Below are 15,665 nucleotides of genomic sequence, written 5' to 3'. Positions count from 1 at the left end.
TTTTTCAAAAAGATTACCCTATCATACATATTTTTTGAAGGAAATAAGAAATCATAGATAATAGGAGGTGCTGGAATGAAAATTCTCCAAAATGTAATCGTTAACCAAGTATTAACGGAATCCAGCAAGAATCAGCTCCTCGAGAAGTACAAGTCAAAACGCCTTCAGCTTCAAAAAGAGAGTGAACAGCTCCGCTTTGAACTGAAAAAACTTGAAAAAACAAGAAATCTCCAGCCTGCCAGTCTCCGTGCTCATTTCGAAAAAGAAATAAACCAGAGGCAAGAAAAGATTAAACTGCTTGAATTTCAAATGGAGCAGTTGGAGATCCTTCCCACCGGAAGTGAATTGAAGGAACGGGAAGTTCAAAGTATCATTGATGTGGAAATCGGGGCAGATTGGGACGAAATTATGGCAACGAAAACAATTGTCATTAAAGATGGAATCGTCTCGGAAATTCGTTAGAGGTGAAAGAATGGAAAAATGGTTTAATGTAGGTAAAATTGTCAACACCCATGGTCTTTTAGGAGAAGTCCGTGTTATTTCTTCAACAGACTTTCCGGAAAAACGGTACAAAGTGGGAAATACCCTTTATTTGTTTAGGGATACGGAGAAAAAGCCTTTGCCGCTCATCATCAGGTCGCATCGTACCCATAAAAACTTTAATCTATTGACGTTCGAGAACTATTATAATGTCGGACAGGTCGAGGCTTTTAGAAACGGGGTCCTGAAAATCAAAGAAGCACAGCTTGGTAAATTGGACGAAGGTGAGTTCTACTTCCATGAAATCATCGGCTGTTCGGTATTTACGGATGAAGGTATGGAAGTTGGGGAAATCGTTGAGGTTCTGACACCGGGTGCAAATGATGTTTGGGTCATTAAGAAAGCTGGCAGTAAGGATATTTTGATTCCGTATATTGATCAAATTGTAGAAGAAGTCGATATTTCCGCTAAAAAGGTCATCATAACACCAATGGAGGGACTTTTAGATTGATGAAAATCGATGTACTTTCGCTTTTTCCAGAAATGTTCGAAGGGGTATTTGGCTCGTCAATCTTAAAAAAGGCTGCAGAAAAGCAGGCTGTCAGTTATAAGGTGACCAATTTTAGAGATTATGCAGATAATAAGCATTCGACGGTGGACGATTATCCATATGGCGGCGGTGCCGGAATGGTGTTGAAAGCTCAACCGATATTTGATGCTGTGGAAGCTCTTAAAGGGCAAGCCGAGCAAACCCCAAGGGTAGTCCTCCTTTGTCCTCAGGGAGAGCGTTACACGCAGAAAAAAGCAGAAGAGTTTGCAAAGGAAGAGCATCTTGTTTTCATTTGCGGACATTATGAAGGGTATGATGAGCGCATCCGGCAGCATGTCGTAACGGATGAAATTTCGATTGGTGACTTTGTGCTTACAGGCGGGGAATTGGGCGCAATGGTCATTATTGACAGTGTTGTCCGCTTGCTTCCTGGCGTTCTAGGAAATGTTGACTCCCCGATTCTTGATTCCTATTCTTCTGGTTTGTTAGAACATCCCCATTATACTAGACCTGCAGATTTCCGGGGAATGAAAGTTCCCGATCCACTGATATCCGGGAATCATAAAAAAATCGATGAATGGCGGATGAAGGAATCCCTGCGCAGAACGTTGATGCGACGTCCTGATTTGCTTGAGAGTTATGAACTATCGGATATTGAAAAGAAATTATTGTCCGAGATTAAAAAAGAAGACTGATATCTATTGCATCTGCGTTTATAGTATGATAGGATATACCTTGTGACTTGGGCAAAATGCTCAGTCTTATAACGATGTTCCGCTGCAAACAATTAGTATTTGCAAGAGCGTCCAGGAGGAGTTGAAATTGATGCAAAATCTTATTAACGAAATCACAAAAGAACAACTTCGCACAGATCTTCCATCATTCAGACCTGGTGACACAGTACGTGTACACGTAAAGGTTATTGAAGGAACTCGCGAACGTATCCAGTTGTTTGAAGGCGTTGTAATCAAACGTCGTGGCGGCGGAGTTAGTGAAACTTTCACAGTACGTAAGATCTCTTACGGCGTTGGAGTAGAACGTGCTTTCCCTCTTCACACACCAAAAATTGCGAAACTAGAAGTTATCCGTCACGGTAAAGTACGTCGTGCGAAACTTTATTACCTACGCGAACTTCGTGGTAAAAAAGCTCGTATTAAAGAAATTCGTCGTTAATTCTTCGAATATCTTCATGCGGATTTACCATGATCCACATAAGGTGAATAACCAAACAGTATCATGCAAAAAGGGAGCTTGTTTATCAGGCTCCCTTTTTGCACTTGAAGAAACCATAAATGCACCCATAGGGTGAAAACCATATAGAATCCTGCTCGCTATAGCGTCCGCAACATGTTAAAATAATTGTTGATATGCTTCTAAAAGGGTGGGTAAGGATGGCGAAAAAGAAAAATGAATTGTGGGAATGGACAAAGGCGGTCATAATCGCGGTGATAGCTGCGACATTGATTCGTTATTTCCTACTGGCTCCTATTGTTGTGGACGGTAATTCCATGATGCCGACATTAAAGGATACGGACCGCATGATCGTTAATAAAATCTCCTATTCCATTGGTGAACCGAAAAGATTCGACATTATCGTTTTTGAAGCTCCTGAAGGCAAGGATTACATAAAGCGGGTCATCGGGTTGCCAGGTGAGAAAGTGGAATATAAAGATGATACTCTATACGTGAATGGGAAAGCGTATGCTGAGCCATACTTGGATAAATATAAAAAGCAATTGATTGATGGCGGTGCATTGACGGAGCCATTTACATTAAGTGATGTCATTGAACAAGAAACGGTGCCCGAAGGCCACCTATTTGTCTTAGGGGATAATCGCCGTTTTAGTAAGGACAGCCGCCATATTGGCGTTGGTGTCGTTCCTTACGATAAAGTGTTAGGAAAAACTAAATTAGTTTATTGGCCAATTGAAGACTTTCGATTGGCGGAATAGTAGGAAGGTGGATTCCATTGACAATACAGTGGTTCCCTGGCCATATGGCCAAAGCGAGACGGGAAGTAACAGAGAAATTAAAACTGATCGACATCATCTTTGAACTTGTGGATGCCAGGCTTCCGGCATCTTCACGAAATCCGATGATCGATGAAATCATACAGCATAAACCGAGGGTCATCCTTTTGAATAAAGCAGATATGGCTGATCCGGTAAAAACGAATATGTGGCTTGAGTATTATAAATCACAGGGGAAAACGGCAATTGCGATAAACTCACAGGCAGGGAACGGTTTAAATCAGATCACAGCGGCTGCTAAAAAACTTTTAAAAGAGAAGTATGACCGGATGGAGTCAAGAGGAATAAAGCCGCGAGCGATCCGTGCCATGATAGTCGGTATTCCCAACGTAGGGAAATCAACATTGATCAATCGGCTTGCTAAAAAGAACATTGCCAAAACAGGCAATACCCCTGGTGTCACGAAAGCGCAGCAATGGATAAAAGTTGGTAAGGAATTGGAGCTGCTTGACACGCCGGGAATTCTCTGGCCTAAATTCGAAGATCAGGAAGTAGGCTTGAAGCTTGCATTGACGGGAGCAATCAAGGATACGATTTTAAATTTGCACGAAGTTTCCTTATATGGACTTCGCTTTTTGGAAAAAGAATATCCGGATAGATTGAAATCACGTTATAACCTGGATACAATTCCTCAAGAAACGCTCGAACTTTTCGATAGGGTCGGTAAGTTCAGGGGCTGTTTAGCATCTGGAGGGTTCATTGATTACGACAAAACCGCAGAGTTGGTCGTACGTGAAATTCGTTCAGAAAAGATGGGTCCGCTAACGTTTGAGGTACCTAAGGACTATGAAGAGGATCATTTACCCGAATAACTTTATGTGAATATTTGAAGGCACTGACCTGATTATTTGAAGACAATCAGTGAGTGGATTGATACGGAGCTGGAGTTGGATATCAAAAATGTTTTTCCTTTTTGATGTCTCTTTTCCGCTCCGTATTTTTGTTTAAACTGTAGAAAAGAAGCATGACTGCCGATAATTAATATGATGGGTGATAAATGATGAAAACTGCAATGAGCATAAAAGAAATCTCTTCAAAGTTAATGACAATAAAAGAGCCTGATGATTTATTTTTACTAGCATGCCGGGAGGACGGGCGGAAGGGTGTAGCCGATTTAGTAAGCAAATGGCAAAGAGCCTATGATAAAGAGCAACAAGTAAAGAATACTTTCATGGAGATGACAGAGTTTGAACGGCAACTGCGAAAACAGGGATACTCCATTCTTGCTGGTATCGATGAAGTGGGGAGAGGGCCGCTGGCAGGACCAGTTGTGACGAGTGCAGTCATCTTGCCGGAAACTTTCTATTTGCCAGGACTGAATGATTCTAAAAAGATTCCAGAGTCAAAAAGGGAACAGTTTTATGAGAGGATCTGCAAGGAAGCCATATCCATCGGGGTAGGTATTGTGCATAGCGAAGTAATCGATGACATTAATATATATCAAGCTACGAAAAAGGCAATGATAGCGGCTGTGAACGATCTGTCAGAACTTCCGGATCATTTGCTGATTGATGCGATGGAACTTGATGTGCCCATGCCGCAGCTTTCGCTTATAAAGGGGGATGCAAGAAGCATTTCCATTTCTGCGGCCTCCATTATAGCGAAAGTGACTCGTGACAGGATGATGAAGGATTATGGGGTGAAATATCCGGAATACGGGTTCGAAAAGCACATGGGTTACGGGACAAGCCAACATATAGAAGCACTTGACAAGCATGGTCTTACACCTTGGCATAGAAGAAGTTTTGCTCCAGTTAAGGAAATCGCTGCACGAACGAAAGAATAAGGGAGGGTGAGTGATGCTAACCATAACGAGCGGTCAACCCGTACTTTCACCCATTGAAATGCAAGGAACTGCGAGTTTGAAAAGCGGACAAATCCTTTTTGGGAAGGTGAATAAGGTTTTTCCTAACCAGACGGCAGAAGTTCAGATTGGCCATCAAAAAATGATTGCCGCTCTCGATATCCCGCTTCGGGCAGGTGAAAGGTATTGGTTTCAAGTGCAGCAGCCAAATGAGGGGAAGGTCGTGTTAAAAACGTTCGAGTCTCCGAATGTGAACTATACCAGTTTAAAGGGAATGGCTGCACAATTGATCGCTCATGTGGGCATGACGCCCGAACCGGCAGCGGCTAAGCTTGCTGAATACCTCCTTAAGAATCGTCTCCCCATTACAAAGAACACTTTTCAGTCGGCTTTGCAATGGCTAAAAGCTGTTGATACGGCAGAATCAGGGCTGCCTATCATAAAAACAATGCTCGTTCAGCAATTGCCTTTTGTAAAAAATGTATTTGAAGCAATATTTGAACAGACCAAAGGTGAACCATTCCATAAATTGCTCAGTGACCTCCATCAACAGTTGCAGGATGGGAGTACGAAAACGAAGACGACTGACAAGCTAATAGGCGTATTGGACTCATTGCATGTTGCTAAACAGAACCAACTTCAACAAAACGGTTTGCAAAAACTTGTGACCGCTTGGCTGGACTCCGATTCAACACCCAAAATGAAATCAGGGGCATTTTCACTGCTTCAACAGACGGGTTTCATACCGAAGGGAACGACTGAAGCTGTCTTTTTGGAGAATTTAATTGATGGAGCGGCGGCAAGGTCCGGATTTCCTAAAAATTCAGTGATCGATAAATTACACCAAGGTTTGCATTTACTTTCAGAAGGAAAAAATGGAGCATGGGGAAAAGTTGAAAAGGTCGAAATGAATGTAAATCGCTTATTGAATGGTCTTGATCATGAAGGGGCAAAAATGCCAACCGGTATCAAACCGAATCAGATAAAAAGCATATCTGCTGAAAAAATATCACCTCTTGCCATTCATTTACTAGAGAGTACGTTTACCGAAGCAAGTGCCGGAAACAAAGCACTGGGAAGCAATAAGGAAGTGAATGAGATTCTAGACTATTTGAATACGGATACAGAGCAGGTAACTGAGGCGAAGGGTAAGGTGGCTGAATTACTTATTCAGTCGCTTAAACGGTCTCCAGAGGCCTTGTCCGTTAAGAATAATGAGAAACTGGTCCTTGCACATGTATTGGAAACTGAGTTTCAAACTATCGATTTCACAAATGGGGCATCTGTTGCACATCAACTTAAAGAGTGGACCAAGATACTTGGCCTGCAGCTGGAACATGCAATCCTTAATCAGTCTGGAGTTGATTCGACGGATATCTCGAAGGATTTGGAAACACTTAAACCGCTGCTGCTTAAACTGCTGAATGAGCAAACTCCCACATCGGTAAAGGAGATAGCAGAACACATTCTAAATCGGATTACAGCTCAACAGATCCTTTCACAGGAAAATGGGCCGGTTCAGAATTTGCTCTTAACACTTCCTATCAATCTGGGGACTTCCCAAACGGATCTAACTTTACAATGGAGCGGAAGGAAAACAAAAGAAGGTAAAATAGACCCGGATTACTGTCGGGTCCTGTTCTATTTAGAATTGGAACGAATAAAAGGGACGGTCATCGATATGCAGGTACAAAATCGAATCATAAAAGTGACGGTCATTAATGAGCTTGGTGCAGCGATTGAAGAGATGGCTAATCATTATCTTGACCTGTTGGGAGAGAATCTGGAAAAAATGGATTACAGATTGTCCGGGGTTTCATTTGTTAATCCGAAGAATGAAAAAGATGGGAACAAAGTGTTGAAATCCATTCCATTTTCAGAATCGGGTACATATAGTGGAGTGGATATTCGAATATGAAAAATGACAAACCAAAAGAAGTGATTGCCTTAAAGTATGATCAAAAGATATCCAATGCCCCCGTAATCTTGGCCAAGGGGAAAGGTAAAACGGCTGAAAATATTCTGGATAAGGCAATGAAACTGGATATACCGGTCCAAAAGGACGAATCGCTTGCTGCACTTTTAGGTCAATTGGATATTAATCAAACGATTCCGGAAGAATTATATGGAGCTGTTGCGGAGGTTTTTGCATTCATTTATAAGGTTGACAAGGATATGAAGCGGTAGGATCCCAATTTATCCAATTGACTTCACTAAATGAGTTCATGTTGGTTTATGTAGAATAATAGGGAAATCACAAATGGTTTTTCATTATATTAAAAAAATACTAAATTATTTACCAAAGGACAAGGCCATGGCTTTGTCCTTTTGCTTTTCCTTTGAATCAAGACAAGGATACCTGTAATTTTTCATAAAGAATCTCAGAGTTAATGTGATGAAAAGGCTTTCATGGAAGTATTTTGCTAGACTGAATGACTTTTTTTGTCATAGAATTTCAGGACCAAAATAAATGATTTTAATAAGAAAAAAACCCAACGGTAAAGAAGGTTTTTCCAGTTTTCATAAGGGTATGGAAGTATATTATAATAATATTTTAAAAATTATGAGAAAGAAAATTATGCACGAAGGAGAATTTTGTTGTAATATGGTAGAGAAAACACGCATTAAATCTCAAAGTTGTTTTTTAGTAGATAAGGAGGATGGGAAATGAATATCCATGAGTATCAGGGGAAAGAGATTTTGCGACAATACGGGGTATCCGTTCCAAATGGCCGGGTTGCCTTTACTGTTGATGAAGCAGTGGAAGCAGCGAAGGAGTTAGGTACGGAAGTTGTTGTCGTCAAAGCTCAAATTCATGCGGGCGGCCGCGGGAAAGCCGGCGGAGTTAAGGTAGCGAAAAATCTTGATGAAGCGCGTACATATGCAGAAGAGATTCTCGGTAAAACGCTGGTTACCCATCAAACAGGACCTACAGGCAAGGAAGTTAAGCGTTTACTTATTGAAGAGGGCTGCGACATTACGAAAGAATATTATATCGGGCTGGTCCTGGACCGTGCTACAAACAGTGTCGTATTGATGGCCTCTGAAGAAGGCGGAACGGAAATTGAAGAAGTGGCTGAAAAGACACCAGAGAAAATTTTCAAAGAAGTAATCGATCCGGTTGTCGGCCTGACCGGCTTCCAAGCAAGAAGGATTGCTTTCAATATCAATATTCCTGCTTCACTTATCAATAAAGCTTCCAAGCTTATGGTTAACTTATATACGGCTTTCGTTGAGAAAGATTGCTCAATTGCTGAAATCAACCCATTAGTGGTAACGGGCGATGGCAATGTAATGGCACTTGATGCTAAATTGAATTTCGATGATAATGCGATTTACCGCCATAAAGACATCGCGGAGTACCGTGATTTAGATGAAGAGGATGCCAAAGAGATTGAAGCATCGAAACATGGCCTTAGTTACATATCGCTAGACGGAAATATCGGATGCATGGTTAATGGTGCAGGACTTGCTATGGCAACGATGGACATCATTAAGCATTATATGGGAGACCCGGCTAACTTCCTTGACGTTGGGGGCGGCGCAACGGAGGAAAAAGTAAAAGAAGCTTTCAAAATCATTTTATCCGATCAAAATGTTAAAGGCATTTTCGTTAACATCTTCGGAGGAATCATGAAATGTGACATCATCGCGACAGGCGTCGTAGCTGCTGCTAAAGAGCTTGGCCTGGATGTCCCTCTTGTTGTTCGTCTTGAAGGAACGAATGTGGACCTTGGTAAAAAGATTCTAAAAGAGTCAGGTTTAAATATTACGGCTGCTGAATCAATGGCAGATGGCGCACAAAAAATAGTATCACTTGTAGGATAATAGGCAGGGGGGAACATAATGAGCGTTTATATTAATAAAGATACGAAAGTGATCGTTCAGGGAATCACTGGTTCAACAGCATTATTTCATACAAAACAAATGTTGGAATATGGCACGAAGATCGTTGGCGGAGTTACTCCGGGTAAAGGTGGAACAGAAGTGGAAGGGGTACCTGTATACAATACAGTTTCCGAAGCTGTCACTGAAACCGGGGCGAATGCATCGGTTATCTACGTACCGGCTCCATTTGCTGCAGATGCGATTTTGGAAGCGGTTGACGCAGAACTTGATCTTGTAATTTGTATCACGGAACATATTCCTGTCCTTGATATGGTCAAGGTGAAGCGTTACATGGAAGGTAAGAAAACTCGCTTGATCGGACCGAACTGCCCTGGTGTCATTAGCCCGGAAGAATGTAAAATTGGTATCATGCCAGGATATATCCATAAAAAAGGCCATGTAGGTGTAGTTTCTCGTTCTGGAACCTTAACGTACGAAGCCGTTCATCAATTATCGCAAGCGGGCATCGGGCAATCTTCCGCAGTCGGAATCGGTGGGGATCCGGTTAACGGAACGGACTTCATTGATGTACTGAAAGCATTCAATGAAGATCCGGAAACACATGCTGTAATCATGATCGGGGAAATAGGCGGCACCGCAGAAGAAGAAGCAGCAATCTGGGTGAAAGAAAATATGACGAAGCCAGTTGTTGGTTTCATTGGCGGCCGTACAGCTCCAGCTGGTAAACGTATGGGACACGCTGGTGCGATCATCTCAGGAGGAAAAGGTACGGCTGACGAGAAAATCCGCGTTATGAACGAGTGTGGAATTAAAGTTGCCGAGACCCCATCCGTAATGGGCGAAACTTTGATCTCCGTCCTGAAAGAAAAAGAAATTTACCAACCTTGTAAAACTCATTGATTCATAGTTCGGCCGACCTGTTTATTAGGTCGGCCTTTATTTCACTCCAATCTCCTCGGTATCACATTTCTATCTCACAAACCAGCATTATCCACCTTCTTTAAAAAAATCCGACTAGGGGCGCTTCCATTGAATAAAAAAGAAAAATTAATCCACCTTCATCATTGCCGCGGAGCTGGGTGGAAAACTATCCAAACAATCATATCCAATGACCCATCCCTTTCTTCCCTTTTCACAACAAAACGCCATGAATGGGTAAAAATGCTCTCCATCCCTTCAACTAAGCTCAACCTCTTTCTCAAAGATTTACATTCACTCAATACGATCGATAAGCTTAAACGATATGAAGATAGCCAGATTCATTGTTTGACCATCCTTGATGAGGATTACCCTTTTTTACTGAGACAGATATTCGATCCTCCGTGGGTTCTTTATTTAAAAGGCGATAAGAAGCTCCTAACGAAGAGGAATACGCTAGGTGTTGTCGGAACCCGGAAGCCAACCTCGTATGGGCTGGAGGCCTTAAAAACGATTTTATCACCTCTCGTACAGAAAAAATTCATCATCATCAGTGGAGTGGCGGCTGGAGTCGATGCAGAGGCTCATAAAATCACTTTGGGTGAAGGCGGAGATACGATTGGGGTTTTAGGAGGCGGGCTTATGCAAATATATCCAAAGGCCAATATCCCCCTAGCTGAAGAAATCATCAAAAAAGGGTTACTTATATCTGAGACCCTTCCGGAAATGAGAGCGGAACCTTGGATGTTTCCGCTTAGGAATCGAATCATCAGTGGATTATCACGGGGAGTATTCGTGGTCGAGGCAAAAGAGAAAAGCGGTTCCCTTATTACGGCACAAGCTGCTTTGGATCATGGTAGGGAGGTATTTGCGCTTCCTGGGAATGTAACAAGCCCAGAATCACAAGGGACCAATCAATTGATTTCTGAAGGAGCCAAACTTGTTTTGAGTTATAAGCAGATTGAGGAAGAATTTTGAACGATATAATATAGAAGATAGACGGAAAATCAAACGGGAAAATAGTAAAAAAAGGTATATTTTTCAGATGAATGGTTGAAATATGAGACAAAAAGGTTGAAAAAATTGTAAAACTGTTATAAATTTTGCAAATGGCACCTCTTGTCAAAATACTTATAAATAAATTTTCAGCATGTCTTGAAAAGTAAAGAGGTGTTGACAAATGATTTTTGAATGATTAATAATAGTGAAGATTTATATTACCTCTTTGAGGAGGATTTATTGGATGTCAGAATACTTAGTGATTGTGGAATCGCCCGCAAAGGCGAAAACGATAGAACGTTACTTGGGAAAAAAATATAAAGTAAAGGCTTCCATGGGACATGTACGCGATTTGCCTAAAAGTCAAATGGGTGTTGATACTGAACATGAATATGAACCTAAATATATAACGATCCGCGGCAAAGGCCCGGTTTTAAAAGAATTGAAAACCGCTGCAAAAAAAGCGAAAAAAATCTATCTCGCAGCTGACCCCGACAGAGAAGGTGAAGCCATTGCCTGGCATTTGGCCCACAGTCTCGACGTCGACATTAATTCAGATTGCCGTGTGGTATTCAATGAGATCACGAAAGAGGCGATCAAAGAATCTTTTAAATCACCGAGACCAATAAATATGAAATTGGTTGATGCACAACAGGCAAGAAGGATCTTGGATCGTTTGGTCGGCTACAATATCAGCCCTCTTTTGTGGAAAAAAGTGAAAAAAGGCTTAAGCGCCGGACGGGTCCAATCGGTTGCTGTCAAGATGATCATTGACCGCGAGAAAGAAATCAAAGATTTTAACCCGGAAGAGTATTGGACTATCAAGGCGGATTTTGTAAAAGGAAAAGAGCAGTTTGAAGGTTCCTTTTTCAGCCTGGGTGGCGAGCGGAAAGAATTAAATACGGAAGATGACGTCAAAAAAGTACTCGCTTCTTTAAATGGCGGGGAATTCACTATAGGAGCTGTGGCTAAAAAAGAAAGAAAGCGTAATCCAGCTGCACCTTTTACCACTTCTTCCTTGCAGCAAGAAGCTGCTCGAAAATTGAATTTCCGTGCAAAGAAAACCATGATGCTTGCTCAGCAGCTATATGAAGGAATCGAGCTTGGAAAAGAGGGGACAGTTGGGTTAATCACTTATATGAGAACGGATTCGACCCGGATTTCCGACATTGCGAAACAGGAAGCCCATACCTTCATTCAAAATAGCTTTGGTAAAGAGTATGTTCAGGTTGAACAGCGCAAAGAGAAAAAACAGACTAATGCTCAGGACGCCCATGAAGCGGTTAGACCAACTAGCACATTACGTGAACCTGGTGTAGTCAAGGAGTTCTTGTCGAGAGATCAATTCCGTTTATATAAATTGATCTGGGAACGGTTCGTTTCCAGTCAAATGTCTTCGGCGGTCATGGATACAATGAGTATCGACCTTCATAACGGGGATGTCATCTTCAGAGCCAATGGTTCTAAAGTTAAATTTCCAGGTTTCATGAAGGTGTATGTTGAAGGATCCGATGACTCAGTGGAAGAAAAGGAAAATGCTCTTCCAGATGTAAAAAAAGGTGATCAATTATTTTCAAAAGATGTCGAGCCGAAACAGCATTTTACACAGCCTCCGCCCCGCTATACGGAAGCACGTCTAGTCAAAACCCTGGAGGAACTGGGCATAGGTCGGCCTTCTACATATGCTCCTACTTTGGATACGATTCAAAAACGAGGCTATGTAACCTTGGATAATAAACGATTCATCCCTACAGAGCTTGGTGAGATTGTTCTTGAATTGATCCGTGAATTTTTCCCGGATATTATTGATGCAGAGTTCACTGCTAAGATGGAACAGGAATTCGATAGCGTCGAAGAAGGCAGCATCGAATGGATTAAGGTCATCGATGAATTTTATAAAGAATTTGCGGTTCATTTGGCTAAAGCCGAAGTCGAGATGGAGAAAATTGAAATCAAAGATGAGCCTGCAGGGGAAGATTGCACAGAATGCGGACATGAGATGGTCTTTAAGATGGGGCGATATGGAAAATTTATGGCATGCAGTAATTTCCCGGATTGCCGTAACACAAAACCAATCGTTAAAGAAATCGGTGTGAAATGCCCGAAATGTAAAGAAGGAAATATCATAGAAAGGAAAAGTAAAAAACGCCGCATATTTTACGGGTGTGATACTTACCCTGGATGTGACTTCATTTCTTGGGACAAACCCCTGCCACGGAGCTGTCCAAAATGTGAAGGTACACTTGTTGAGAAAAAACTCAAAAAAGGTGTTCAAGTCCAGTGTATGGAATGTGATTTCAAAGAAACGCCTCAATCATAGAAAAGATCGGCAAATCGTTACTTTCCTAATATGCAATTGTAAAACTCTAAAGATAAAGAAACTCGGCAGATGCCGAGTTTCTTTATGTTCAGGGAAGTATGATATCATGATAACATGTGGATTTACTTCTAAGAAAAAAAAGGATAATGCTTGAAACTTTTTTATTTAAGTCAAGTGATGTAAAATTCAGTGGACAAGTGTATTCTATTAAAGATATAATTCCTCTTTGTGTCCGTTATCCTTTATAGGGAATACGTGGTGCAGGAATATGCCGGATTTGAGGCATATGGTTTATAATTATCGTTAGCAGGAATGGGTATTTTGGGTATAAATACATAGATATCGTTAAAAATGAAACTTTTGTGAATGCAATTTTAATGATAAATGATCCTGTCTTATCATATCTATACATGGAGGTTCAAAAAATGAAAGAAACAAAAGTAAGTGTAATCGGTGCTGGGCTAGCTGGAAGTGAAGCGGCATGGCAGTTAGCTAAAAGAGGAATCAAAGTCGATCTATATGAAATGCGTCCGGTAAAACAAACGCCAGCCCATCATACCGATAAATTCGCTGAACTTGTTTGTTCCAATTCACTTCGGGCTAATACATTAACAAATGCGGTTGGTGTATTAAAAGAAGAAATGCGAATTCTGGATTCCGTCATCATGTCCGCAGCAGATGCTTGTGCTGTGCCGGCCGGAGGTGCGTTAGCTGTCGATCGACATGAATTCGCCGGTCTCGTAACGGAAAGGGTTAAAAATCATCCCAATGTAACAGTGATTAATGAAGAAGTGACCGAAATTCCGGATGGTCCTACGATCATTGCAACAGGTCCGCTTACGAGTCAGTCACTATCTGACAGCTTAAAGCAAATCATGGATGAAGAATACTTATATTTCTATGATGCTGCCGCTCCAATTCTTGAAAAAGACAGCATCAACATGGATAAGGTATATTTAAAATCCCGTTATGATAAAGGGGAAGCGGCTTATTTGAACTGTCCGATGACGGAGGAGGAGTTTGACCGCTTTTATGAAGCATTGATTGCTGCTGAAACAGTCCCACTTAAGGAATTTGAAAAAGAAATCTTTTTTGAAGGATGTATGCCAATTGAAGTGATGGCATCCCGTGGAAAGAAAACGATGTTATTTGGTCCTTTGAAGCCTGTTGGCTTAGAAGATCCGAAAACGGGAAAACGTCCTTTTGCCGTTGTTCAATTGCGTCAAGATGATGCAGCGGGAACCCTCTACAACATTGTTGGTTTTCAGACACATTTAAAATGGGGACCGCAAAAAGAAGTATTGCAGCTCATACCGGGATTGGAAAATGCGGAAATCGTTCGTTATGGAGTTATGCATCGCAATACGTTCATAAACTCTCCTAACGTTCTGAAGCCAACGTACCAATTCAAAAATCGTGATGATTTATTCTTTGCAGGTCAGATGACTGGTGTTGAAGGGTATGTTGAATCAGCGGCATCTGGACTTGTGGCGGGTATCAATGCTGCAAGGATCGTCCAAGGACTGGAGCCTACCGTTTTCCCTGCGGAGACGACAATGGGCAGCATGGCAAGGTACATAACGTCGACAAATGGAAAGAGCTTTCAGCCGATGAATGCCAACTTTGGACTGCTTCCAGACCTAGAAGTGAGGATCAAATCCAAAAAAGAGCGAAACGAAACGCATGCTAAACGCGCTTTGGACACAATTCAGAACTTTGTGAAAAATTTGTAAAATATTTGCCTGCAGTTTTAAAGTATGATACTATTTATAAGCCTTTGCGAGGTGTTTCCATGATTAATCAAAAAAAGGCATTATCATCCTTCATTGAATATTTACAAATTGAAAAAAACAGTTCACATTACACCATTGAAAATTACAGACGTGATATTCTTGAATTTTTCCTGTTCCTTAATGAGCAGGGAATGACCGACATCACGTCAGTTGAATATTTTGATGTCCGGTTGTTTTTAACGAATTTATATGAGAAAAAACTTTCTAAGCGCACGGTAGCAAGAAAGACTTCTTGCTTGCGTAGCTTTTATAAATTTTTACTACGTGAAGGTGATGTGAAGGATAATCCTTTTTCTCTTGTTTCTTTACCTAAAAAGGATCAAAGACTGCCACGTTTTCTTTATGAGAAGGAAATGAAACAGCTATTTTCTTCGTTAAAGAAAGATTCACCGATAGGAATAAGGGACAATGCATTACTGGAATTACTGTATGCTACAGGCATTCGCGTAAGTGAATGTTGTGAGATTAAACTGCAGGATATCGATCTTTCCTTAGGTACAGTACTGGTCCATGGAAAAGGGAAAAAAGATCGCTACGTTCCGGTTGGTGGATATGCTCAGGAAGCGATAGATTTATACATACGTACAGCCAGGATGGAAATGACTTCGTCTGACGCCAAGGCGCATGTTTATTTATTTGTTAATTTTCGTGGAGACCCTCTGACACCTAGGGGAGTTCGCTATATATTGAATGAATTGATTAAAAAGTCAGCCGCAGATGGAAGTCTCCATCCCCATATGCTACGGCATTCCTTTGCCACACACCTATTGAATAATGGGGCGGACATTCGTACGGTTCAGGAATTGCTTGGTCATTCTAAAATTTCATCAACGCAAGTGTATACGCATGTTACAAAAGACCAATTAAAAAAAGTCTACAATGCAACACATCCGCGGGCTTAAATGTTGAAAGGGGACACTTT

At 41.4% G+C, this 15,665-nt stretch carries 16 protein-coding genes; all 16 read left to right on the top strand.

Annotated features, from left to right (window positions below; genetic code table 11):
- Positions 1-75: 75 nt before the first annotated feature.
- Entirely contained in the window at positions 76-462 is a 387-nt protein-coding gene (locus ACQKMH_RS11905) for a YlqD family protein (protein WP_230158129.1), read from the top strand.
- 10 nt (positions 463-472) lie between these two features.
- Complete coding sequence (gene rimM / locus ACQKMH_RS11900) at positions 473-991, top strand: ribosome maturation factor RimM (RefSeq protein WP_427587690.1); 519 nt, start codon at positions 473-475, stop codon at positions 989-991.
- The gene (gene trmD, locus ACQKMH_RS11895) at positions 991-1,725 is read left to right on the top strand and encodes a tRNA (guanosine(37)-N1)-methyltransferase TrmD (protein WP_377355355.1); all 735 of its coding nucleotides are present in this window, start codon (positions 991-993) and stop codon (positions 1,723-1,725) included. The genes rimM and trmD overlap by 1 nt, the downstream gene beginning before the upstream one ends.
- A 130-nt stretch (positions 1,726-1,855) precedes the next feature.
- Complete coding sequence (gene rplS / locus ACQKMH_RS11890) at positions 1,856-2,203, top strand: 50S ribosomal protein L19 (RefSeq protein ID WP_427588488.1); 348 nt, start codon at positions 1,856-1,858, stop codon at positions 2,201-2,203.
- 218 nt (positions 2,204-2,421) lie between these two features.
- Positions 2,422-2,982, top strand: coding sequence for a signal peptidase I (gene lepB / locus ACQKMH_RS11885; protein ID WP_230158125.1), 561 nt, complete (start codon positions 2,422-2,424; stop codon positions 2,980-2,982).
- 17 nt (positions 2,983-2,999) lie between these two features.
- Positions 3,000-3,872 carry a ribosome biogenesis GTPase YlqF gene (ylqF, locus tag ACQKMH_RS11880; RefSeq protein WP_427587689.1) on the top strand — a complete coding sequence of 291 codons (873 nt, stop codon included), beginning with the start codon at positions 3,000-3,002 and terminating at the stop codon, positions 3,870-3,872.
- 188 nt (positions 3,873-4,060) lie between these two features.
- The gene (locus ACQKMH_RS11875) at positions 4,061-4,846 is read left to right on the top strand and encodes a ribonuclease HII (RefSeq protein WP_427588487.1); all 786 of its coding nucleotides are present in this window, start codon (positions 4,061-4,063) and stop codon (positions 4,844-4,846) included.
- 13 nt (positions 4,847-4,859) lie between these two features.
- Complete coding sequence (locus tag ACQKMH_RS11870) at positions 4,860-6,782, top strand: hypothetical protein (protein ID WP_427587688.1); 1,923 nt, start codon at positions 4,860-4,862, stop codon at positions 6,780-6,782.
- Positions 6,779-7,051, top strand: coding sequence for an EscU/YscU/HrcU family type III secretion system export apparatus switch protein (locus ACQKMH_RS11865; protein ID WP_427587687.1), 273 nt, complete (start codon positions 6,779-6,781; stop codon positions 7,049-7,051). Before ACQKMH_RS11870 ends, ACQKMH_RS11865 begins: the two co-directional genes overlap by 4 nt.
- A 283-nt stretch (positions 7,052-7,334) precedes the next feature.
- Positions 7,335-7,535: a hypothetical protein gene (locus ACQKMH_RS11860; RefSeq protein ID WP_427587686.1), complete on the top strand. Its 201-nt coding sequence runs from the start codon at positions 7,335-7,337 to the stop codon at positions 7,533-7,535.
- Complete coding sequence (gene sucC / locus ACQKMH_RS11855; protein ID WP_427587685.1) at positions 7,532-8,692, top strand: ADP-forming succinate--CoA ligase subunit beta; 1,161 nt, start codon at positions 7,532-7,534, stop codon at positions 8,690-8,692. Before ACQKMH_RS11860 ends, sucC begins: the two co-directional genes overlap by 4 nt.
- Before the next feature lie 18 nt (positions 8,693-8,710).
- A complete protein-coding gene (gene sucD, locus ACQKMH_RS11850; protein WP_427587684.1) occupies positions 8,711-9,613 on the top strand; it encodes a succinate--CoA ligase subunit alpha in 903 nt (300 codons plus the stop codon).
- 129 nt (positions 9,614-9,742) lie between these two features.
- Entirely contained in the window at positions 9,743-10,609 is an 867-nt protein-coding gene (gene dprA, locus ACQKMH_RS11845) for a DNA-processing protein DprA (RefSeq protein WP_427587683.1), read from the top strand.
- Positions 10,610-10,874: 265 nt separating this feature from the next.
- Positions 10,875-12,950 carry a type I DNA topoisomerase gene (topA, locus tag ACQKMH_RS11840; protein ID WP_427587681.1) on the top strand — a complete coding sequence of 692 codons (2,076 nt, stop codon included), beginning with the start codon at positions 10,875-10,877 and terminating at the stop codon, positions 12,948-12,950.
- Between the two features lie 425 nt (positions 12,951-13,375).
- Positions 13,376-14,683, top strand: a complete 1,308-nt coding sequence (gene trmFO / locus ACQKMH_RS11835) for an FADH(2)-oxidizing methylenetetrahydrofolate--tRNA-(uracil(54)-C(5))-methyltransferase TrmFO (protein WP_427587680.1) — start codon at positions 13,376-13,378, stop codon at positions 14,681-14,683.
- Between the two features lie 59 nt (positions 14,684-14,742).
- Positions 14,743-15,645, top strand: a complete 903-nt coding sequence (gene xerC / locus ACQKMH_RS11830; protein WP_427587679.1) for a tyrosine recombinase XerC — start codon at positions 14,743-14,745, stop codon at positions 15,643-15,645.
- The last annotated feature ends 20 nt before the right edge of the window (positions 15,646-15,665 follow it).

Origin of the sequence: Peribacillus sp. NPDC097895 (assembly GCF_050277555.1) — a bacterium.
Classification (GTDB): domain Bacteria; phylum Bacillota; class Bacilli; order Bacillales; family DSM-1321; genus Peribacillus.
The sequence above is the reverse complement of the archived record's forward strand: the minus strand, read 5'-3'. Positions and strand labels throughout refer to the sequence as shown.